The sequence below is a fragment of the Jannaschia sp. Os4 genome (assembly GCF_016820245.1).
Classification (GTDB): domain Bacteria; phylum Pseudomonadota; class Alphaproteobacteria; order Rhodobacterales; family Rhodobacteraceae; genus Jannaschia.
Genome location: NZ_JAFCAR010000004.1, coordinates 128,677 through 148,361, shown reverse-complemented (window position 1 = coordinate 148,361; position 19,685 = coordinate 128,677). Strand labels below are relative to the sequence as shown.

Here is a 19,685-nt window from a genome sequence, read left to right as displayed (position 1 = left end):
GACGACCGGCGCCGGGGACGCGCCTGAGGGGGGAGACGCAATGCCATTCGGCTTGGACGGGATCGAGGTCGGCCTCATCATCGTGTTCCTGTGCCTCTTCGGAGGCATCATGTCCGGCTTCCCGGTGGCCTTCGCCATCGGCGGGGCGGGGGTCATCTCCTTCGGGATCATCGCGGCGCTCGACAGCGCGGGCCTCCTCATCCACCAGGCGATCGACACATCGTCCGCCGAGTACGCGGCCCTCCTCGCCGAGGGCGTGGCGCGCGACGCGATCTCCACCTTCCGCTACCCCGAGCTCCCACGGGTCGAGGAGGCGCTGTTCCCCGGCGGGTGGGAGCAGGCGCTCGACCGCAACATCGCCTTCATCGTGAACCGGATGAACGAACGGGTCATCGCGGGCCAGTCCATCGAGACGCTGCTCGCCGTGCTGATGTTCGTGATGATGGGCATCACCTTGGAGCGCTCCAAGATCGCCGAGGATCTCCTCACGACGATGGCGCGGGTGTTCGGCCCGCTGCCCGGCGGCCTCGCGGTGTCCATCGTGATCGTGGGCGCGTTCCTCGCCGCCTCGACGGGGATCGTGGGCGCGACCGTCGTGACCATGGGCCTGCTCGCGCTGCCCACGATGCTGCGGAACGGCTACTCGCCCGAACTTTCCACCGGCGTGATCGCCGCGTCCGGCACCTTGGGCCAGATCATCCCGCCCTCCATCGTGATCGTGCTGCTCGGAACGCTCGCGGGGGACATCTACTCCACCGCGCAGGAGAACCGCGCGCAGCTCGTGGGCTGCTCGGACGCGCTGACCTATCTCGGCGAGCCCGCCGTGGTCTCGGTCGGCACCCTGTTCCAAGCCGCGTTGCTGCCGGGCATCTTCCTCGCGGGCCTCTACGGCGCCTACGCGTTCGGCTACGCGCTCCTGCGGCCGCACAAGGCCCCGCCGGTCGTGATGGACGGGACCGCAGGCTCCACCATCACGCGCAACGACGCCGTCGTCTGGTTCCTCGCCGTCCCGGCGGCGATCATCGGCGGCGCGATCGCGCTCGGCCTCGTGGACGTGATCGGGTCGCAGTCCGCCGTCGTGTCCTCCTTCTCCATCGCCTCGGAGAGCGCGTCGCTCCGGACCAACGTCTCGCCCGCCTGCGCAGCCGCGATGATCGAGTTGCACGGGCAGGCCGCGTGGGACGCGGCGGTGCTGCAGCAGTCGGTGATCGACGCCGCCGGCGGCGTTCAGGCGGCGCGGGAGCTGACGGCCGAGGAGCTGGCCGAGGCCCGCGCGCTGGCTGTCGCCACGGCGGCGCCAATCGGGACGGGCATCGCCACCCTGTTCCTCGGGCTGGGCCTCGTGCTGTCGGTCGCGCGCGGCGTGAACACGCTCAAGGACGGGCGTCCCCTGGCCATCGGCGCGGCGGGCATCGCGCTGGCCTTCCTGATCGACTGGGCGCTCATCACGCCGACCACGACCTCGGGCGCGACCTTCGTACTGATGGCGATCCCGATGGCCTTGGTCGTCGTCGGCCTCTGGCCGGGCCTGACGCGGCTCGCCGAGAACGAGCTGCTGCGCGTGGTCTTCCCGCCGCTCGTGCTGATCGTCGCGGTGCTGGGCTCCATCCTCGGGGGGATCACCAATCCGACGCCGGCCGCCGCGCTGGGGGCGGGGGGCGCGATCATGCTCGCGGCCTACCGCAAGCTCTCGGACGAGGGGCGCGGGGGGCGCTGGATCCTGCTGGCGTCGCTGGCGCTCGTGATCATGCTGCTCATCGGCATCAACTTCGACCTCCGCACGGGGCTCGAGACGACGACCACGGCGGACGTGATCGCGCTCGTGATCGCGCAGATCGCCTATCACGCGGCATTCATCGGCCTGCTCTACGCCTGCTGGGTGCTGCTGCGGACCGGCGTGCTCGGGCCGGTGGTGCGCGAGACGGCCAAGGTCACGTCGATGGTGTTCACCATCCTGATCGGCTCGCAGCTCCTGAACCTCGTGCTGATCTCCTTCGGGGGCGAGCACTACATCCAAGAGTTCCTGCGCAGCTTCGACAACATCTACACGGTGTTCCTCGTGGTGATGCTGGTGCTGTTCGTGCTCGGCTTCGTGCTCGACTTCCTCGAGATCATCTACATCGTGATCCCCATCGTCGGCCCCGTGATCTACGGCGGCGAGCTGGACCCGAAATGGGTGACGATCATGGTCGCGGTGAACCTCCAGACGTCGTTCCTCACCCCGCCCTTCGGCTTCGCGCTGTTCTACCTGAGGGGGGTGGCGCCGAAGGAGGTGACCACCGGCCACATCTACCGCGGCGTCATCCCGTTCGTGCTGATCCAAGTGGTCGGGCTGGCGATCCTGTGGTGGTTCCCGTCGATCGTGACGATCGTGCCGGACCTGCTGCCGAACAACTAGCGCGGCGCGTCCCACTCGAGGCGTCGGCCCCGGGACCTGCGTCCCGGGGCCGCACTGGCGCCACAATCGCCGCCCATCGTTTCCCGACCGGCAATCCCGCCGCGTCCAGAATCGCTTGGAGGGCCTTCCGATGCGTGCCCTGTCCGACCCCGTCGTCCCACGCCGGATCATCGCGGCGCTCATCCTCTGCTACGGCGCGGGCGCCGGCTGGGTGATGGTGGACCAGGTGGTCAACGGCGTTCCCCGCCCGCCGCTCTCGATGGTCCTGCTCGCCGCGGCCTTCGGCCTCTCGAAGATCGCGATCGGCGGCGCACTCTGGACGGGGCGGATCGCGGCGTGGCCCGTGGCCCTCGTCCTCGCCGGTCTCCTCGTGCTGCAGGTCAACGCCCCCGCGGACGCGAGCCTCGCCATCGACGCGCTCTCCCTCGCGGTCGCGACCGGCCTCGCGATCGCGCTGCTCCGTCACAACCGGCGCAACCCCGAGCCCGCGTAGGCGTTCCTCTCCCGACCAACGGGAGAACGTCCATGTCACTCAAGCGGATGGCCATGAAGATGGCCCTCGCCTACGCCGCCGCGAAGGGCGTCCAGGCGTTTCGGAACAACGGCGGGCTGTCGGGCCTCAAGCGCTCCATCGGCCAGATGCAGGGCGGCGCGCAGAACGCGTCCTCCGGAATACAGGGCCGCGTCGGCGGCACCGGCACCACGACGGGCGGCCTCGGGAGCCTGCTGGGCGGGCTGTCGTCAGGCGGCGCGGCGGGCGGTAGCGGCCTCGGCGGCCTGCTCGGCGCGCTGGGCGGGCAGGGCTCGACCGTCGGCGGCGGGATGTCCGGGGGCGGCATGGGCGGCCTGCTCGGCGGCCTCGCCGCGATGGCGGGCGGCTCCGCGGCGCTGGGCTCGGACGCGGACATGGCGCAGCACGCCGAGGCCGGTCCGTCCGACGAGGCGACGGCGGGCGTGATGATCCGGGCCATGGCCCAAGCCGTGCGCGCCGACGGCGAGATCGACGCGCAGGAGCGGCAGGTCCTGATGGAGCTCCTCGACGACGCGAACGATCCCGGCGACCGGGAGGCCGTGGAGGCCGCGCTGAACGAGCCGATCGACCCGGAGGGGCTGGCCCGCGACGTCCCCGCCGGGCACGAGGCCGAGGTCTACGCCGCCGCCCTCACCGCGATCGACCCCGACCGCGCGCCGGAGCGCGAGTTCCTGTCCCGCTTCGCGTCCGCGCTCGACATGCGTCCCTCCGAGGTGCGCCAGCTCCACGAGGCGCAGGGCAAGCCGGTCTGAGGTTTTCCTCCGGCGCCCGGCGGGCTACCTCCGCCGGGCACCCCACAGGCAGGAGGCCCCCATGGCCGACATCAAGGACCCCGAGAACACCATCCTGATGGAGCTCTCGACCGGCGGCACCGTGACGATCGAGCTGCTGCCCGACATCGCGCCCGGTCACACCGACCGTATGAAGGAGCTCGCGCGCGAGGGCGCCTATGACGGGGTGGTGTTCCACCGGGTCATCGACGGCTTCATGGCCCAGACCGGGGACGTGGAGCACGGCAAGGAAGGCGGCAACATGGGCCGCGCGGGCACCGGCGGGTCGTCCAAGCCGAACCTGAAGGCCGAGTTCTCCGGCATCCCCCACGACCGCGGCACGCTGGGCGCGGCCCGCTCGCAGAACCCGGACTCGGCCAACAGCCAGTTCTTCATCAACTTCTCGGACAACCACTTCCTGAACCGGCAGTACACGGTCTACGGGCGGGTGATCGACGGGATGGAGCACGTGGACGCGATCACCCGCGGCGAGCCGCCCGCGAACCCCGACAAGATGGTCAGCGTGAAGGTGGCCGCCGATGCGTAGCCTCCTCCTTTCCGGCATCTTCGCCGCCTTGGCCGCGCCCGCGTGGGCGATGGGCCTCTCGATCACCGTCGACGGCGAGGCGCAGGGCACGATCCTGATCGACCTGTTCGAGGACGTGGCCCCGCAGCATGTCGAGCGGATCACGGCGCTCGCCAACGAGGGCGCCTATGACGGCGTCGTGTTCCACCGCGTCATCGACGGGTTCATGGCCCAGACCGGGGACGTCGAGTTCGGCCGCCTCGGGGGCGACATGCGCCGTGCGGGAACGGGCGCCTCCGACCTTCCGAACCTGCCGGCCGAGTTCTCCGACCGTACGTTCGACCGCGGCATCGTAGGGATGGCCCGCGCGGCCGACCCGGACTCGGCCAACAGCCAGTTCTTCATCATGTTCGCGCCCGGCCCGTTCCTCGACGGCCAGTACACGATCGTGGGCGAGGTCACCGAGGGCATGGACGTGGTCGACGCGATCAAGCGCGGCACGGGCGGCAACGGGGCGGTCACGGGCCAGCCCGACGTCATGGAGACGGTCGCCGTCGTGGAATGAGGGGCAGGGGGCGCCGCGGCGCCCCCGCCCGCGTCAGTCGGCGGGCACCACGGGGGTGTTGATGCCCGGCTGCACGGTCGCCGCGTCGTCGCGCGGGGACTCGCCGTCGGAGATCAGGAAGAACATCATCGCGCCGAGGAAGATCAGCGCGAGGATCACGCCCCCCGCCATGCCGATGAGCGGCCCGGCGTGCCGCTTCTCCTGCTTTTCGATGTCGGTGTTCGGGGCGCTCATGGGACGCTCCTCGTGGTGGTTGCGGTTCCGGAGAGGGAACGACTCCCGCCCCCCCTCCGTTCCGTCACTCGCCCAGACGGACCAGAGCGTGCCGTTTCTTGCCGGCCGACAGGCGCAGGGGCTCGGCAAGGTCGGCATCGGTCAGCACGCGCCCCGCGTCGGTCACCGCGTCCTCGCCCATGCGCGCCCCGCCCTCGGCGATGAGCCGCTTGGCCTCCTTGCCGGACTTGGCCAGCCCCGCGCGCACGATCACCTGCACGATGGACACGCCCGCCGCCGCCTCCTCCGGGGCGAGGGTCAGCGTCGGCAGGTCGTCGCCCGCGCCTCCCCGCTCGAACACCGCCTTAGCCGTCTCGGCGGCGCCCTTCGCCGCGTCCTCGCCATGCAGGAGCGCCGTCACCTCGTGGGCCAGCCGCGCCTTCGCCTCGTTGATCTCGGCGCCCTGCAGCGCGCCGAGCCGGTCGCACTCGTCGACCGGCACCTCGGTGTAGAGCTTCAGGAAGCGGCCCACGTCGGCATCCGCCGTGTTCCGCCAGAACTGCCAGAACTCGTAGGGGCTGAGCAGGTCCGCATTCAGCCATACGGCCCCCGACTGCGACTTGCCCATCTTCTTGCCGTCCGCCGTCGTCAGCAGCGGCGAGGTCAGGCCGAACACTTGGTCGTCCATGATCCGGCGGGTCAGGTCGATCCCGTTGACGATGTTCCCCCACTGGTCCGACCCGCCCATCTGCAGCAGGCAGCCGTGACGGCGGTGCAGCTCCATGAAGTCGTAGGCCTGCAGGATCATGTAGTTGAACTCGAGGAAGGACAGCGACTGCTCGCGGTCCAGCCGGGACTTCACGCTCTCGAAGGCCAGCATCCGGTTGACCGAGAAGTGGCGGCCGACGTCGCGCAGGAACTCGAGGTAGTTCAGGCCGTCGAGCCACTCCGCATTGTTCGACATGATCGCGTCGGACGCGCCGTCGCCGAAGCTCACGTAATGCGAGAACACCTCGCGGATGCCCGCGATGTTCGCGTCGATCTGCGCGGGCGTCAGCAGGGGCCGCTCGTCCGCGCGGAACGAGGGATCGCCCACCTTGGTCGTGCCCCCGCCCATCAGCACGATCGGCTTGCCGCCGGTCCTCTGCAGCCAGCGCAGCATCATGATCTGGATCAGCGAGCCCACGTGCAGCGAGGACGCCGTCGCGTCGAAGCCGATGTAGCCGGGCACCACGCCGGCCATCAGGGCCTCGTCCAGCCCTTGCAGGTCGGTGCAGTCGGCCAGATACCCGCGCTCGACCATCACGTGCAGGAAGTCGGATCTGGGCGTGTAGGTCATGGCGTCGCTCCTCGTGAGGGCGCCGGGATAGCGAAGGGGCTGGGGGAGGGGAAGCCATGAGGCTCAGGGTCGTGGGCGCGATGTCCGGCACCTCGCTCGACGGGGTCGACGCGGCCGTCCTCGAGACGGACGGCGAGGCGATCCTCGGGCTCGGGCGCTCGGCCTATCGCCCCTACGCGGAGGCGGAGCGCGCGATCCTGCGCGCGGCGCTCGGGACATGGCCGGGCGACCCGGCGGCGGAGGCCGCCGCGCGCGTGGTCGAGGACGCGCACGCGGACCTCCTCGCCGACCTCAAGGGCGACGCGCTCGCCGTCCACGGCCAGACCCTCGCGCACGACCCCGGCGGCCGCGGCACCCATCAGGCGCTCGACGGAGCGGCGCTCGCCACGCGCCTCGACCGGCCCGTCGTGTGGGACTTCCGCTCGGCCGACGTGAGCCTCGGCGGAGAGGGCGCACCGCTGGCGCCAGCCTACCACCATGCCTGCGTCCGCCATGCGGGGATCGCCGAGCCGGTCGCCATCCTGAACCTCGGCGGCGTCGGCAACCTCACATGGATCGACCCGGCGCGGGACGTGGCCGACGCGGGGGCGCTGCTGGCCTTCGACACCGGCCCGGCGAACGCCCCCATCGACGACCTCGCGCAGGACTGGCTGGGCGAGCCCTACGACCGCGACGGCTGGCTGGCGCGCGAGGGCGAGGCCGACGAGGCCCTCGCCGCCGCCATCCTGCGCCATCCCTACTTCTTCCGGGTGCCCCCCAAGTCGCTCGACCGCGACGCGTGGCGGGAGCGCGGGGCCGATATCGACGACCTGCCGCCCTCCCATGCCGCCGCCACGTGGGTGCGGGTGATCGCGCTCTCGGTCGCGCACGGCCTCTCGCAATGCCCCGCCATGCCGGCGCGCGTCCTCGTCGCGGGCGGCGGGCGGCGGAACCCGGCGATCATGGACGCGCTGCGGGCGGCGTGCCCCTGCGCCGTCGACCCGATCGAGTCCGTGGGCCTCGACGGGGACATGCTTGAGGCGCAGGCCTTCGCCTTCCTCGCGGTCCGCGTCCTGCGCGGCCTGCCGACGTCGTTCCCCGGCACCACGGGCGTGGCCGCCCCCGTCGCGGGCGGGATCGTCAGCGACCCGCAAGGCGCGCTCGACACCGTCCGGGCGCGGGCTCGACACAACGCTCGACATGGGCGGGGGAGGGGGGTATCGCGCGGGGCGAGTGGAACCCGTTAGCGGTAACGCCGGGTTCTGGTCCAGCACACCGGAGGCCCGATGCCCGCCCGCACCATCCCCGTCGACGACTTCGACCTGATCCTGTTCGGCGCGACCGGCGACCTCGCCAAGCGCAAGATCATCCCATCGCTCTTCCGGCGCTTCGTCGCCGGGCAGGCACCCGAGAGCGCGCAGCTCATCGGCGCGGCCCGCTCGGACCTGTCGGACGACGAGTTCCGCAAGCTCGTCCGCGAGGCGCTGGAGGAGTTCGTGCCGGCCGGGCTCCGGGAGAAGGGGCAGGTCGACGCCTTCGCGGCGAACTGCGCCTACGTCGCGATCGACGCGAAGGGCGACGGCGGGTGGAAGGAGCTCTGCAAGAAGGTCCGGCCCGGCGTGATCCACGCCTTCTACTTCTCCGTCGGACCCGCGCTCTTCCGCGACCTCGCCACGCGGCTCAAGGCCAACGGCCTGACCGAGGGCGAGGCCCGCCTCGTGGTCGAGAAGCCGTTCGGCCACGACCTCGCCTCGGCGAAGGAGCTGAACGACCACCTCGCCGAGTCCTTCCGCGAGGACCAGATCTACCGGATCGACCACTTCCTCGGGAAGGAGACGGTCCAGAACCTGATGGCGATCCGCTTCGCCAACGTCCTGTTCGAGCCCCTCTGGAACGAGCGCTACGTCGACCACGTCCAGATCACCGTGGCCGAGGAGCTCGGCGTGGAGGGGCGCGGCGGGTACTACGACAAGTCGGGCGCCATGCGGGACATGGTGCAGAACCACCTAATGCAGCTGCTCTGCCTGACGGCGATGGAGCCGCCGACGCGGTTCGAGCCCGACATGCTGCGCGACGAGAAGCTCAAGGTGATCCGCGCGCTCGACCCCGTGGAGCCCGAGCACGTCGTGCGCGGCCAGTACAAGGCGGGGCCGGACGGGGCATCCTACCGCGAGGACGCGGAAGCGCCCGACAGCACGACCGAATCCTTCGTCGCCATGAAGGTCGGCATCTCGAACTGGCGGTGGGCGCACACGCCCTTCTACCTTCGGACGGGCAAGCGGATGGCCAAGCGCCACTCCGAGATCGTCATCCAGTTCAAGGACGCGCCCCACTCGATCTTCGAGCGCGACAACGGCGCGCGCCCCAACGCGCTGGTGATCCGCCTTCAGCCGGACGAGGGGATCGACCTCGCCGTGACCGTCAAGGAGCCGGGGCCGGGCGGCATGCGCCTGACCACCGCGCCGCTGGACATGACATTCGCGGACGCCTTGGGCGAGGACGCGATGCCCGACGCCTACGAGCGCCTGATCATGGACGTGATCCGCGGCAACCAGACCCTGTTCATGCGCGGCGACGAGGTGGAGGCCGCGTGGAAGTGGACCGATCCGATCATCGACGCATGGGAGGGCCAGCGCCCCCACCAATACGCCCAAGGCTCGTCCGGGCCGGAGGAGGCGATGATGCTGGTCCACGCCGACGGACGCCGCTGGCGCGACCTGGGGGACGGGGAATGAAGCTCCGCACGTATCCCGACCGCGAGATGCAGGCGATGGCGCTCGCCGACGTGTTGGCCTCCGCGCTCAAGAACTGCCTGCTGGTCCACGATCACGCCTCGTTCTGCGTCCCCGGCGGCTCCACCCCGGGCGAGACCTTCGCGCTGCTCGCGGACGCCGACCTCGAATGGGAGCGCGTGCACGTCTTCCTCAACGACGAGCGCTGGGTGCCGGAGGACCATGCCCGGTCCAACACCAAGCTGCTGCGCGAGACGCTGCTGACCGGGCGCGCCGCCGCCGCCACCCTCGTGCCGATGGTGAACGACGCGCCCACGCCCAAGGAGGGCGCGTCCCGCCTCGCCGCGGGCCTCGACGGGGAGTTGCCGATCTCGCTGCTGCTGCTCGGCATGGGCGGCGACATGCACACCGCCTCGCTCTTCCCCGGCGAGCCCGCCACCAAGGCCGCGCTGGCCGACGACGCGCCCCGCCTGATGGGCGTCCACCCCGAGGGGCAGGAGCCGCGCATCACCCTCACCGCGCCCGTGCTGAAGGGCGCGATGGAGACCCACGTCCTCATCACCGGGGACGAGAAGCGGGCCGCGTTGGAGCGCGCGCAGGGGATGGACCCCCTCGACGCGCCCATCGCGGCGTTCCTGAGAAACGCGGAGGTGCACTGGGCCCCATGACCGACCACGACTTCTGGGAGGGCGTGCGCGCCCTGCGGGCCGTCGAGACCCGCCCGATCCGCGACCTGCTGGGGCGCGACAACCGCATGGGCCGCTTCGCCGTCTCGCTGGGGCGGATGACCTTCGACTTCTCCAAGACGTCGATCACTCACGAGGCGCTCGACAGGCTGCTCGACCTCGCCGCCCCCGTGCCCGCCCGCCGGGACGCCATGTTCCGGGGCGAGGCGATCAACGAGATTGAGGGCCGCGCCGTGCTGCACACCGCGCTGCGCGCGGGACCGGACGCCCGCATGACCGTCGACGGCTCGGACGTCATGCCCGACGTGCGCGAGACGCTGAAGCGAATGCGCGCCTTCGCCGACGCGGTGCGGACGGGCGAGGTCAAGGGGCAGGGCGGCAAGATCACCGACGTGGTCAACATCGGCATCGGCGGCTCCGACCTCGGCCCCGCGATGGCGGTGCGCGCGCTGGCTCCCTACCACGACGGGCCGCGCTGCCACTTCGTGTCGAACGTGGACGGGGCGGACTGGGCCGACACGGCCAAGGGGCTCGACCCGCGAAAGACGCTCGTGATCGTCGCCTCCAAGACCTTCACCACCACCGAGACCATGACCAACGCCAAGACGGCGTGGGACTGGATGGCGAGGAAGGTGAAGGACCCGGCGGCGCAGTTCGCGGCGCTTTCCTCCGCCGCCGACAAGACCAGCGAGTGGGGCATCCCCGAGGAGCGGGTGTTCGGCTTCGAGGACTGGGTCGGCGGGCGCTACTCCATGTGGGGGCCGATCGGCCTGTCGCTGATGCTCGCCATCGGGCCGGACGGGTTCGACGACATGCTCGCGGGGGCGCGGGCGATGGACGACCACTTCCGCGAGGCCCCGCTCGCGCGGAACATGCCGGTCCTGCTGGCGCTCGTCGGCATCTGGCACCACCAGGTGCGGGGCTACCCGACCCGCGCCGTGCTGCCCTACGACGACCGGCTCGCGCGGCTGCCGGCCTACCTCCAGCAACTGGAGATGGAGAGCAACGGCAAGGGCGTGACCATGGACGGGGCGCCGCTCGAAGGCCCCGCCGGACCCGTCGTCTGGGGCGAGCCGGGCACCAATGGCCAGCACGCCTTCTACCAGCTCATCCACCAGGGCCGCACGCCGGTCCCCTGCGAGTTCATGGTCGCCGCCGAGGGGCACGAGCCCGCCCTCGACCACCACCACCGGCTGCTCATCGCCAACTGCCTCGCCCAGTCCGAGGCGCTGATGAAGGGCCGCACCCACGCCGAGGCGAAGGACATGCTAGCGGGCAAGTTCACCGGCGACGAGCTGGAGCGGCAGGCCGCCCACCGCGTGTTCCCCGGCGACCGGCCCTCGACCACGCTGGTCTACCCGAAGCTCGATCCCCGCACGCTGGGCGCGATCGTCGCCCTCTACGAGCACCGCGTGTTCTGCGAGGGCGCGATGCTGGGGATCAACAGCTTCGACCAGTGGGGCGTCGAGCTGGGCAAGGAACTGGCCAAGTCGCTGGAGCCGCTGGTCGAGGGCGGAGACGCGGCGGGCAAGGACGCCTCGACGCGGCTGCTGCTCGGGAAGCTGCGTGGGATGCGCGATCGGTGATCGGCACTGCGGGGCCCGCCCGACGCGGGGTGGGCCTCACCAAGCCCGCCGATCACCCTGTCGCATCCTCCGCCCCGTCCCGCTCCGCGAAGGCCCGCACGTAGGCCTCCGGCAGCGGCTTCTTCGTCACGAAGTCTGGCTCCATCAGCACGATCACGGCCCCGCCCGTGGCGCAGTGATGCCCGCCGGACCACACCTGATACTCCATCGCCCACGACGTCCGGCGATAGGCGACGGTCCGCGCCGCGACGACGTAGACGTCCTCCAGATGCAGGGGACGGTGGTAGTCCACCTCCACCCGTTTCAGCACCAGCACCGGGCGGTCCGCCGCGCCCGCGTAGTCGCTGATCCCATAGGCCCGCAGGTAGGCGATCCGCACCGTCTCGAACCACGACAGGTAGACCGCGTTGTTCACGTGATCGAGCACGTCGAGTTCGTGGAACCGCACCCGATCGGCCTGACCGAAGGCGAAGGGTTCCGGCACGCCCGCGGCGCGGAGGGCGGGGAGGTCGAGCGGTCTCAGGAGGTCCATGCGGTCCCCTCGGGTCGTGGCGGAGATGGGGATCGGCGGTGGAGCGGGTAACGGGAATCGAACCCGTAACTTAAGCTTGGGAAGCTCGCGTGATACCTTTTCACCATACCCGCGCGCACCGATGCGGCGGAGATAGACGCGCGCGGGGACGGGCGCAAGCGGGCGCGGGGAAACCCGGACGGGGGGCGGGGCGTTGGTCGCGCACCGCAACCTGCACGAGATTTCACATGCGCCTGTTCGCCGCCCTCCTCCTCGCCGCATCGCCCGCCGCCGCGCTTACGCCGGAGGACATCCGCTCCGCCGCCTTCGACGGGGAGGCGCTCTCCGAAGGGCAGTCCGGCCTCGCCTTCGCCACCCAGGTGCTGCTCGACCGCGCGGGCGTCTCGCCCGGCGTGATCGACGGCTACGACGGGGGCATGACCGAGACCGCGCTGCGCGCCTTCGAGCGCCGCGAAGGGTTCGAGGTCGACGGCCAGCTGGATCTGGAGGTCTGGGAGGCGCTGGGCGGCCCGTCGATGGAGCCTGCGGTGCAGGACTACACCATCACCGAGGAGGACGTCTCCGGCATCGCGTCGGACGGCCTCCCCGACGACTACGCCGAGCTGGCCGAGCGCGATGCCATCCCCCACACCTCCGTCGCCGAGCGGCTGGCCGAGCGGTTCCACATGGACGAGGACGTGCTGCGCGCGCTCAACGACGGTACATCCTTCGAGGCGGGCCAGACGATCACCGTCGCCGCCCCCGGCGACCGTACGGAGGGCGAGGTGACCCGCATCGCCGTCCGCAAGGCCGATGGGCGCGTCGACGCGATGGACGCGGACGGCGCCATCCTCGCGAGCTACCCGGCCGCGATCGGCTCGCAGCAGACGCCCTCGCCCTCGGGCACGGTCGAGGTGGTGGCCGTGGCGATGGACCCGACCTACTCCTACCGCCCGGACGTCAACTTCCAGCAGGGCGACAACGCGGAGCCGCTGACGCTGCCGCCCGGCCCGAACGGGCCCGTGGGCGCGGTGTGGATCGACCTCTCGAAGGAGACCTACGGCATCCACGGCACCCCCGAGCCGGCGTCGCTGTTCCAGGAGGCGAGCCATGGCTGCGTCCGCCTGACGAACTGGGACGCGGAGGAGCTCGCGTTCATGGTGTCCCAAGGGGTCACGGTGGAGTTCGTCGAGTGAGGGCCGCGGCCCTCGTCCTCCTGCTCGCCACGCCCGCATGGGCGCAGGTCGACGGCTCCGTCGCGCCGGAGCCGCGCCCCGCGGACCTGTCCGGCGACGTCGCGGAGGATCCGTCCCTCGACGGGTCGGACGGCGCGGAGGCGGCGGAGGACGACACGCCCGCCGCCGACGCCTCCGACGGGATCGCGGCAGGGGCCGAGGCCACCCGGGACGCCGCGCCGATCCGCGAGACTCTCGCCCTCTCGGACGAGGCGTACGCGACCTGCCTCGCCGCGCTCGACGAGATCGGTGCGACCTATTCCGAGGTCGATCCGATCGTCGCCGCGAATGACCCCGACTGCGGCATCCTCCGCCCCGTCGAGCTCTCCGAGGTGCTGCCGGGAATCGCCTTCGAGCCGGCGAACCCGCTTCGCTGCGATGCAGCATTGGCAACGGCCCGCTGGACCCGCGACTTCGTCCTCCCGGCGACCGAGCGGGTTGGGCGCGGCGACCTGACGGCAATCGGCCACGCCGCGACCTATGTCTGCCGCCGCCGCAACAACCAGCCCGACGGCAAGCCGTCCGAGCACAGCTTCGGCAACGCGGTGGACGTGATCTCCTTCTCCTTCTCGGAGGGCGAGCCCATCGCCATCATGCCGCGCGAGCGCGACGGCACCTTGGCCGAGGCGTTCCAAGACGCCGTGCGTGCATCCGCCTGCATGGAGTTCACCACCGTGCTCGGCCCGGGCTCGGACGAGTATCACGACGACCACCTGCACCTCGACATGGTCGAGCGCGACGGCGGCTTCCGCCTGTGCCAGTGATCGTCAGGAGGGGAGGATGGCTCCGGCGGCAGGGATCGAACCTGCGACCAATTGATTAACAGTCAACTGCTCTACCGCTGAGCTACGCCGGAACACCGGGGGCGCGGATAGCGCCGCCCGAAGGACCGCGCAAGGGGGCGTGGGCGGGTTTCGTCACGCGCGACGCCACCGTGCCCCGAGGCCCACGCCCGGCACCGCTTCGACCCGGCCCGCCTCCCGGAGGTGGATCAGGTGCGCGAGCACGTTGCGCGCCGCCGCGGGGTGAAGGGCAGGGGCCACGTCGGCGTAGATCGCGCCGACCAGACCCTCCACCGTGTCGTGCGCGGCCAAGGCGTCCAGCACCTGCCGCTCCCGCGCGCGGCGGTGGTCCCGAAGAGCGCGGCACCGCGCCGCGAGGTCGGGCACGGCCCCGCCGTGGCCCGGCAGCGCCGTGATGGCGCCGAGCGCCTCCATGCGGTCGAGGGACGCCATGAACTGGCCGAGGTCGCCGTCCGGCGGCGAGATCATCGTCGAGGCCCAGCCCATCACCACGTCTCCCGTGAACGCGACCTTCCGGTCGGGCCAGTGCAGCGCGATGTGCGAGGCCATGTGGCCGGGGGTCCACAGTGCCCGCAGCGCGGTCGCCCCGAACCGTATCTCCGCCCCGTCCGCCACGGGCTCGTCGGGGGCGAAGCCGTCGTCCACGCCCTCGCCCCCGCCGATCCCCGCCAGCGCCCGCATCGTCGACGAGCGTCCGGCCTCCGGCGGCCCGAAGGCGAGGACCGGCGCGCCGACCGCGTCCCCGAGGGGCCGCGCGCCGGGGGAATGGTCGAGATGCGGATGCGTGACAACGACGGCCGCCACCCGCATGCCCTCCACGGCCGCGAGGAGCGCGGCGCGATGCTCCGGCAGGTCCGGCCCCGGATCGACGACCACGGCTTCGCCCGCGTCGTGGAGCACGTAGGCGTTCGTCCCCGCCTCCGTCATCGGCGACGGGTTCGGGCAGAGCACGCGCCGGACGCCGCTTCCCACCTCCTCCGGCGCGCCGTAGCGTGGGGGCATGGCGTTCTCCCTCAAGCGATACATGCCGCGCAGCTTCTACGCCCGCGCCGCGCTGATCCTGCTCACCCCGGTCATCGTGCTCCAGATCGCCGTGGGCTTCGCCTTCCTGCAGCGCCATTTCGAGGATGTCACGGCGCAGATGACGCGGAACATGGCGCGCGACATGCGGCTCGCCCGCGCGGACCCGGGCGTGGCGGAGGGCTTGGGGATCACGCTCGGGTCGGGACCGGTCGAGCCGGGGCGCCGCTTCTACGACCTTTCGGGACGGGCCCTGATCCGCGAACTGCACGAGCAGTTCGAGGACCTCGTCGCCGTGGACCTGTCCTCCGACCGGCGGCGGGTGGAGGCGGGGTTCGCGGACGGCGTGACGATGTCCTTCCGCCGCAACGCCGTGACGCCGTCGAACCCGCACCAGCTGCTCGTGCTGATGGTGATCGTGGGGCTCCTGATGAGCACGGTCTCCATCCTGTTCATGCGCGGGCAGATCCGCCCGATCCGCCGCCTCGCCCGCGCGGCCGAGGCCTTCGGGCGCGGCGAGGCGGTCGAGTTCAAGCCCACCGGCGCGACGGAGGTGCGCGCGGCGGGCCACGCCTTCCTCGACATGCGCGCGCGCATCGAGCGGCACATCGACCAGAGGACCCTCCTGCTCTCGGGCGTGAGCCACGACCTGCGGACGCCGCTGACGCGGATGAAGCTGGAGCTGTCGATGATGGACGGGGAGGAGGCCGAGGCCCTCGGGCGGGACGTGGCCGCGATGGAGCGGATCATCGACACCTTCCTCGACTTCTCCCGCTCGGACGCGACGGACGCGCGGGTGGAGGCGGACGTCACCGCGCTGGTGCGCGAGGCCGCCGAGATGGCCGCCCCCGGGGGCGGGGCGACCGTCCGTGGCGATCCGCTCCGCGCGCCGGTCCGACCCGAGGGCATCCGCCGCGCGGTCGCGAACCTCGTCGGGAACGCGCTGCGGCACGGCACGCGCGCCGACGTCCGGGTGGAGGCGCGGGATCGGTCGGTCTCCATCGTCGTGGAGGACGACGGCCCCGGCATCCCGGAGGCGCAGCGCGAGGCGGTCACGCGCCCCTTCGCCCGGCTCGACGCGGCCCGGACGAATACGCGCGGGAACGTGGGGCTGGGCCTGTCGATCGTGCGCGACGTCGCCCGGGCGCATGGCGGCTCGCTCAGGCTGGGGGAGGCGACGGGGGGCGGGCTGCGCGCGGAGATCGTGCTGCCGCGCTGAGGGGTGGTAGGCCCGGCAGGATTCGAACCTGCAACCAAAGCGTTATGAGCGCTCTGCTCTAACCGTTGAGCTACAGGCCCCCTGCGGGACCGCCGGCCCCGCCGTGCGGGGATGCCGCGCCGGGCGTGCGGAGGTCAAGCGCCGGCGGCGTCGCGCGCATTGCTAGACTCGCCCCGATCCGCCCGCTACCGGACCCCCGACGACGGAGGGGCGCATGGCGGACGAGGACGCGAAGACGGGGCAGGGCCTGACCTACGCCGAGGCGGGCGTGGACATCGAGGCGGGGGACGCCTTGGTCGACCGCATCGGCCCCGCGGCCAAGGCAACGGACCGGCCCGGCACGATGGGCGGGATCGGCGGCTTCGGTGCGCTGTTCGACCCCAAGGCGGCGGGCTACGACGACCCGATCCTCGTGGCGGCGACCGACGGGGTGGGCACCAAGCTGCGGATCGCGCTCGACACCGGGCGGCTCGACGGGCTGGGGCAGGATCTCGTGGCGATGTGCGTCAACGACCTCGTCTGCCAAGGGGCCGAGCCGCTGTTCTTCCTCGACTACATGGCGACGGGCCGCCTCGACGGCGACGTGGCCGCCCGCGTGGTCGAGGGGATCGCGCGGGCCTGTGCCGCCTCCGGCTGCGCGCTGATCGGCGGCGAGACGGCGGAGATGCCGGGGATGTACGCGGCGGGCGACCTCGACCTCGCGGGCTTCGCGGTGGGCGCGGTGGAGCGGGGCGCGCAGTTGCCCGCAGGCGTCGCGCCGGGGGACGTGATCCTCGGGCTGGCCTCGGACGGGGTGCATTCCAACGGCTTCTCGCTGGTCCGCAAGGTGGCCGAGCGCGCGGGGCTAGGCTGGGACGACCCGTCGCCGTTCTCGGACGGCACGCTGGGCGAAGCGCTCTGCACGCCCACGCGGCTCTACGTCAGGCCCGTGCTGGACGCGCTACGGGGCGGGGGCGTGCACGCGCTCGCCCACGTCACCGGCGGCGGCCTGCCCGGCAACGTGCCGCGCGTCCTGCCCGAGGGCTGCGGCGCCAAGATCGACCTCGGGGCGTGGACGCCGCCGCCGGTCTTCGCGTGGCTGCGCGAGGCGGGCGGCATCGCCGAGGCCGAGATGCTGCGCGCGTTCAACTGCGGCGTGGGCATGGTGCTGGTGGTCGCGCCCGACCGCGCCGAGGCGGTGGCCACCGCGCTGGCCGACGCAGGCGAGGACGTGTCCGCGTTGGGCCGCGTGACCGAGGGCGCGGGCTTCGGGATGACGGGGCGCCTGTCGGCGTGAGGGTCGCCGTCCTGATCTCGGGCGGCGGGTCGAACATGGAGACGCTGGTCCGCTCCATGACGGGCGACCACCCGGCCCGCCCGGTGCTCGTCCTGTCGAACCGGCCGGGGGCCGGCGGCCTCGCCAAGGCCGAGGCGCTGGGGGTGCCGACGGCCGTGGTCGACCACACGGCCCATCCCGACCGGGAGTCGTTCGAGGGCGCGCTGGACGAGGCGCTCCGGGCGGCAAACCCCGACCTCATCGCGCTCGCGGGCTTCATGCGGATCCTCACGCCGGGCTTCGTGCGCGGCTGGGCGGGCCGGATGCTCAACGTCCATCCCTCGCTCCTGCCCAAGTATCCGGGCCTCCACACCCATGCCCGCGCGCTCGCCGCCGGGGATGCCGAGGCGGGCTGCACCGTCCACGAGGTGACGGGCGAGCTGGACGCCGGACCGATCCGCGGGCAGGCGCGCGTGCCCGTCTTGCCGGGCGACACGCCCGACACGCTGGCCGCGCGCGTCCTCGAGCGGGAGCACGCGCTCTACCCGGCGGTGCTGCGCCGCGTGGCGGAGGGCACACCCGGCGTCCTCCACCTCTAGGCCCGCTTTTCCATGCGCGGGGCATGGGATAAGGCCCCCGGACGTGGAAAGGACCCGAACTTGGCCGACGACATCCCGACCCTGACGACGACCGACGCGCTGGCCGCCTTCTGCGCCCGCGCCGCCGCGCACGACTACGTGACCGTCGACACCGAGTTCCTGCGCGAACGGACCTACTACGCTAAGCTCTGCCTCGTGCAGCTGGCCGTGCCCGGCGACGGGCCGGAGGACGCGGTGCTGGTGGATCCGCTGGTGGAGGGGCTGGACCTGTCCCCGCTCTGGGCGCTGATGGCCGACGAGGGCGTGACCAAGGTGTTCCACGCCGCGCGACAGGACCTCGAGATCTTCTGGACCGACGGCTCCGTCATCCCCGCGCCGCTGTTCGACACGCAGGTGGCGGCCATGGTTTGCGGCTTCGGCGAGCAGGTCGGCTACGAGACGTTGGTGCGCAAGATCGCGAAGGGCAGCGTCGACAAGTCGTCGCGCTTCACCGACTGGTCCCGCCGCCCGCTGTCCGACGCCCAGAAACGCTATGCGCTGGCGGACGTCACGCATCTCCGGGTGGTCTACGATTCCCTGCGCGAGCAGTTGGCCCGGAACGGGCGCACCGCGTGGCTGGAGGAGGAGATGGCCGTCCTGCGCGACCCCGCCACCTACGAGGTGCAGCCCGAGGACGCATGGAAGCGGCTGAAGATGCGGAACCCGACCCCGCGCTTCGTCGCGGTGGCCGCGGAACTGGCCGCGTTCCGCGAGCATCACGCCCAGACGCGCAACGTTCCGCGCAGCCGCGTGTTCAAGGACGACGCCCTGCTGGAGCTGGCCTCGAACAAGCCGAAGGACGACGCGGAACTGGGCAAGTCCCGCCTCCTGCTGCGGGAGGCACGGAAAGGCGACGTGGCGAAGGGCATCCTCGAGGCCGTCGCCCGGGCCGAGGCGGTGCCGAAGGAATCGCTTCCCAAGCCGCCGCGCCCCAAGGCGCGCGACCAGATCAACGCGGCGCTGGCCGACCTCCTCCGCGTCCTGCTCAAGGCCAAGGCCGAGGAGGCGGGGGTCGCGCAGAAGCTGATCGCGACGGCCTCCGACCTCGACGACATCGCGGCGGGCGCGCGGGACGGCGACTGGAACCGCGGCTGGCGGGCCGAGGTGTTCGGGGCCGATGCGCTTCGGCTCTGCGAGGGGCGGATCGCGCTGGCTTGCGAGGGGCACAAGGTCCGCATCGTCCCGCTCTGACGGCGGGACGGGGCGGCGTCAGCGGCTGACGACCCGCTGGTTCCGCGCGCCTTGGACCGCGATGCGGCGCACCCCGGCGAGCGTCTGGTCCGAGAGGAACGTGCCGGCCAGCACTTCGCGCGAGGGCTGCGTCCCCTGCGGCTGCGGCGCCGGGGGCGGGAGGAGCTGGAACTCCAGAACGTAGGTCGATCCGTCCTCCGACGGCACCGGCACGAGCTCGGCGTCCCAGAAGCCCTGCGTCGGGGGCAGGCCGACGGTGGAGACGATCGCCCCGCCCGGTGCCTGGTCGACCTGCAGCGAGACGACTTGGTCCACGAGCGGTATCTGCGGCGCGGCGCGCTCGGTCGGGGCCGCGCGAACCTCGCGGTCGCCGCCGAACCAGTTGAGCGGGTTCAGGCGGCTGCCGCCCAGACCGCAGCCCGACAGGACCAGCGCGGTGGCGGTGATGGCGGCGATGGTGCGCATGGAATCCCTCCCTGGTCGCGAC

At 72.0% G+C, this 19,685-nt stretch carries 20 protein-coding genes and 3 tRNA genes; 15 read left to right on the top strand and 8 right to left on the bottom strand.

The window, feature by feature from the left end; all coding sequences use genetic code 11:
• Positions 1 to 40: 40 nt before the first annotated feature.
• From JQC91_RS09640 to JQC91_RS09620, 5 genes are all read left to right on the top strand, one after another.
• A complete protein-coding gene (locus JQC91_RS09640) occupies positions 41 to 2,398 on the top strand; it encodes a TRAP transporter large permease subunit (protein ID WP_203286622.1) in 2,358 nt (785 codons plus the stop codon).
• Between the two features lie 130 nt (positions 2,399 to 2,528).
• Complete coding sequence (locus JQC91_RS09635) at positions 2,529 to 2,891, top strand: hypothetical protein (RefSeq protein ID WP_203286621.1); 363 nt, start codon at positions 2,529 to 2,531, stop codon at positions 2,889 to 2,891.
• Positions 2,892 to 2,923: 32 nt separating this feature from the next.
• Positions 2,924 to 3,682 (top strand): DUF533 domain-containing protein, encoded by a 759-nt coding sequence (locus JQC91_RS09630; RefSeq protein ID WP_203286620.1) that lies wholly within the window; start codon positions 2,924 to 2,926, stop codon positions 3,680 to 3,682.
• A 61-nt stretch (positions 3,683 to 3,743) separates the two neighbouring features.
• A complete protein-coding gene (locus JQC91_RS09625) occupies positions 3,744 to 4,247 on the top strand; it encodes a peptidylprolyl isomerase (RefSeq protein ID WP_203286619.1) in 504 nt (167 codons plus the stop codon).
• Positions 4,240 to 4,791, top strand: a complete 552-nt coding sequence (locus JQC91_RS09620) for a peptidylprolyl isomerase (protein ID WP_203286618.1) — start codon at positions 4,240 to 4,242, stop codon at positions 4,789 to 4,791. Before JQC91_RS09625 ends, JQC91_RS09620 begins: the two co-directional genes overlap by 8 nt.
• Positions 4,792 to 4,824: 33 nt before the next feature.
• Here JQC91_RS09620 and JQC91_RS09615 read toward each other — a convergent pair whose 3' ends face one another.
• Positions 4,825 to 5,025, bottom strand: coding sequence for a hypothetical protein (locus tag JQC91_RS09615; RefSeq protein ID WP_203286617.1), 201 nt, complete (start codon positions 5,023 to 5,025; stop codon positions 4,825 to 4,827).
• 64 nt (positions 5,026 to 5,089) lie between these two features.
• Entirely contained in the window at positions 5,090 to 6,343 is a 1,254-nt protein-coding gene (gene tyrS / locus JQC91_RS09610; RefSeq protein ID WP_203286616.1) for a tyrosine--tRNA ligase, read from the bottom strand.
• 56 nt (positions 6,344 to 6,399) lie between these two features.
• On the opposite strand from tyrS, the gene JQC91_RS09605 reads away from it, so the two are divergent.
• From JQC91_RS09605 to pgi, 4 genes are read left to right on the top strand one after another with little or no spacing between them, the layout of a single operon-like run.
• Positions 6,400 to 7,569: an anhydro-N-acetylmuramic acid kinase gene (locus JQC91_RS09605; RefSeq protein WP_203286615.1), complete on the top strand. Its 1,170-nt coding sequence runs from the start codon at positions 6,400 to 6,402 to the stop codon at positions 7,567 to 7,569.
• 39 nt (positions 7,570 to 7,608) lie between these two features.
• Positions 7,609 to 9,057 carry a glucose-6-phosphate dehydrogenase gene (gene zwf / locus JQC91_RS09600; RefSeq protein WP_203286614.1) on the top strand — a complete coding sequence of 483 codons (1,449 nt, stop codon included), beginning with the start codon at positions 7,609 to 7,611 and terminating at the stop codon, positions 9,055 to 9,057.
• On the top strand, positions 9,054 to 9,722 hold the full coding sequence (gene pgl, locus JQC91_RS09595; protein WP_203286613.1) for a 6-phosphogluconolactonase: 669 nt from the start codon (positions 9,054 to 9,056) through the stop codon (positions 9,720 to 9,722). Before zwf ends, pgl begins: the two co-directional genes overlap by 4 nt.
• Complete coding sequence (gene pgi, locus JQC91_RS09590; RefSeq protein ID WP_203286612.1) at positions 9,719 to 11,326, top strand: glucose-6-phosphate isomerase; 1,608 nt, start codon at positions 9,719 to 9,721, stop codon at positions 11,324 to 11,326. Before pgl ends, pgi begins: the two co-directional genes overlap by 4 nt.
• Positions 11,327 to 11,378: 52 nt before the next feature.
• Here the strand turns inward: pgi and JQC91_RS09585 are convergent, their stop codons facing one another.
• Positions 11,379 to 11,858 (bottom strand): thioesterase family protein, encoded by a 480-nt coding sequence (locus tag JQC91_RS09585; RefSeq protein WP_203286611.1) that lies wholly within the window; start codon positions 11,856 to 11,858, stop codon positions 11,379 to 11,381.
• A 39-nt stretch (positions 11,859 to 11,897) separates the two neighbouring features.
• Positions 11,898 to 11,971, bottom strand: a tRNA-Gly gene (locus JQC91_RS09580).
• 114 nt (positions 11,972 to 12,085) lie between these two features.
• Between JQC91_RS09580 and JQC91_RS09575 the strand changes: the two genes are divergently transcribed.
• Positions 12,086 to 13,033 carry a L,D-transpeptidase gene (locus tag JQC91_RS09575; protein ID WP_203286610.1) on the top strand — a complete coding sequence of 316 codons (948 nt, stop codon included), beginning with the start codon at positions 12,086 to 12,088 and terminating at the stop codon, positions 13,031 to 13,033.
• Entirely contained in the window at positions 13,030 to 13,836 is an 807-nt protein-coding gene (locus JQC91_RS09570; RefSeq protein ID WP_203286609.1) for an extensin family protein, read from the top strand. Before JQC91_RS09575 ends, JQC91_RS09570 begins: the two co-directional genes overlap by 4 nt.
• 17 nt (positions 13,837 to 13,853) lie before the next feature.
• Here JQC91_RS09570 and JQC91_RS09565 read toward each other — a convergent pair.
• Together JQC91_RS09565 and JQC91_RS09560 are read right to left on the bottom strand one after the other, a co-directional pair.
• Positions 13,854 to 13,928: transfer RNA gene (locus JQC91_RS09565), tRNA-Asn, on the bottom strand.
• Between the two features lie 61 nt (positions 13,929 to 13,989).
• The gene (locus tag JQC91_RS09560; protein ID WP_203286608.1) at positions 13,990 to 14,877 is read right to left on the bottom strand and encodes an MBL fold metallo-hydrolase; all 888 of its coding nucleotides are present in this window, start codon (positions 14,875 to 14,877) and stop codon (positions 13,990 to 13,992) included.
• Here JQC91_RS09560 and JQC91_RS09555 point away from each other — a divergent pair.
• Complete coding sequence (locus tag JQC91_RS09555) at positions 14,876 to 16,114, top strand: ATP-binding protein (RefSeq protein ID WP_203286607.1); 1,239 nt, start codon at positions 14,876 to 14,878, stop codon at positions 16,112 to 16,114. The two genes, JQC91_RS09560 and JQC91_RS09555, sit on opposite strands and share 2 nt — an antisense overlap.
• A 4-nt stretch (positions 16,115 to 16,118) precedes the next feature.
• Here JQC91_RS09555 and JQC91_RS09550 read toward each other — a convergent pair.
• Positions 16,119 to 16,194 (bottom strand) — tRNA-Ile (locus JQC91_RS09550).
• Positions 16,195 to 16,328: 134 nt separating this feature from the next.
• Between JQC91_RS09550 and purM the strand changes: the two genes are divergently transcribed.
• The 3 genes from purM (at position 16,329) to rnd (ending at position 19,198) form a co-directional block, all read left to right on the top strand.
• Positions 16,329 to 17,390, top strand: a complete 1,062-nt coding sequence (purM, locus tag JQC91_RS09545; protein WP_203286606.1) for a phosphoribosylformylglycinamidine cyclo-ligase — start codon at positions 16,329 to 16,331, stop codon at positions 17,388 to 17,390.
• Positions 17,387 to 17,968: a phosphoribosylglycinamide formyltransferase gene (gene purN, locus JQC91_RS09540; RefSeq protein WP_343069942.1), complete on the top strand. Its 582-nt coding sequence runs from the start codon at positions 17,387 to 17,389 to the stop codon at positions 17,966 to 17,968. The genes purM and purN overlap by 4 nt, the downstream gene beginning before the upstream one ends.
• Before the next feature lie 72 nt (positions 17,969 to 18,040).
• Positions 18,041 to 19,198, top strand: a complete 1,158-nt coding sequence (gene rnd, locus JQC91_RS09535; RefSeq protein WP_203287498.1) for a ribonuclease D — start codon at positions 18,041 to 18,043, stop codon at positions 19,196 to 19,198.
• 18 nt (positions 19,199 to 19,216) lie between these two features.
• Here the strand turns inward: rnd and JQC91_RS09530 are convergent, their stop codons facing one another.
• Positions 19,217 to 19,663 carry a hypothetical protein gene (locus JQC91_RS09530; protein ID WP_203286605.1) on the bottom strand — a complete coding sequence of 149 codons (447 nt, stop codon included), beginning with the start codon at positions 19,661 to 19,663 and terminating at the stop codon, positions 19,217 to 19,219.
• Positions 19,664 to 19,685: the final 22 nt, after the last annotated feature.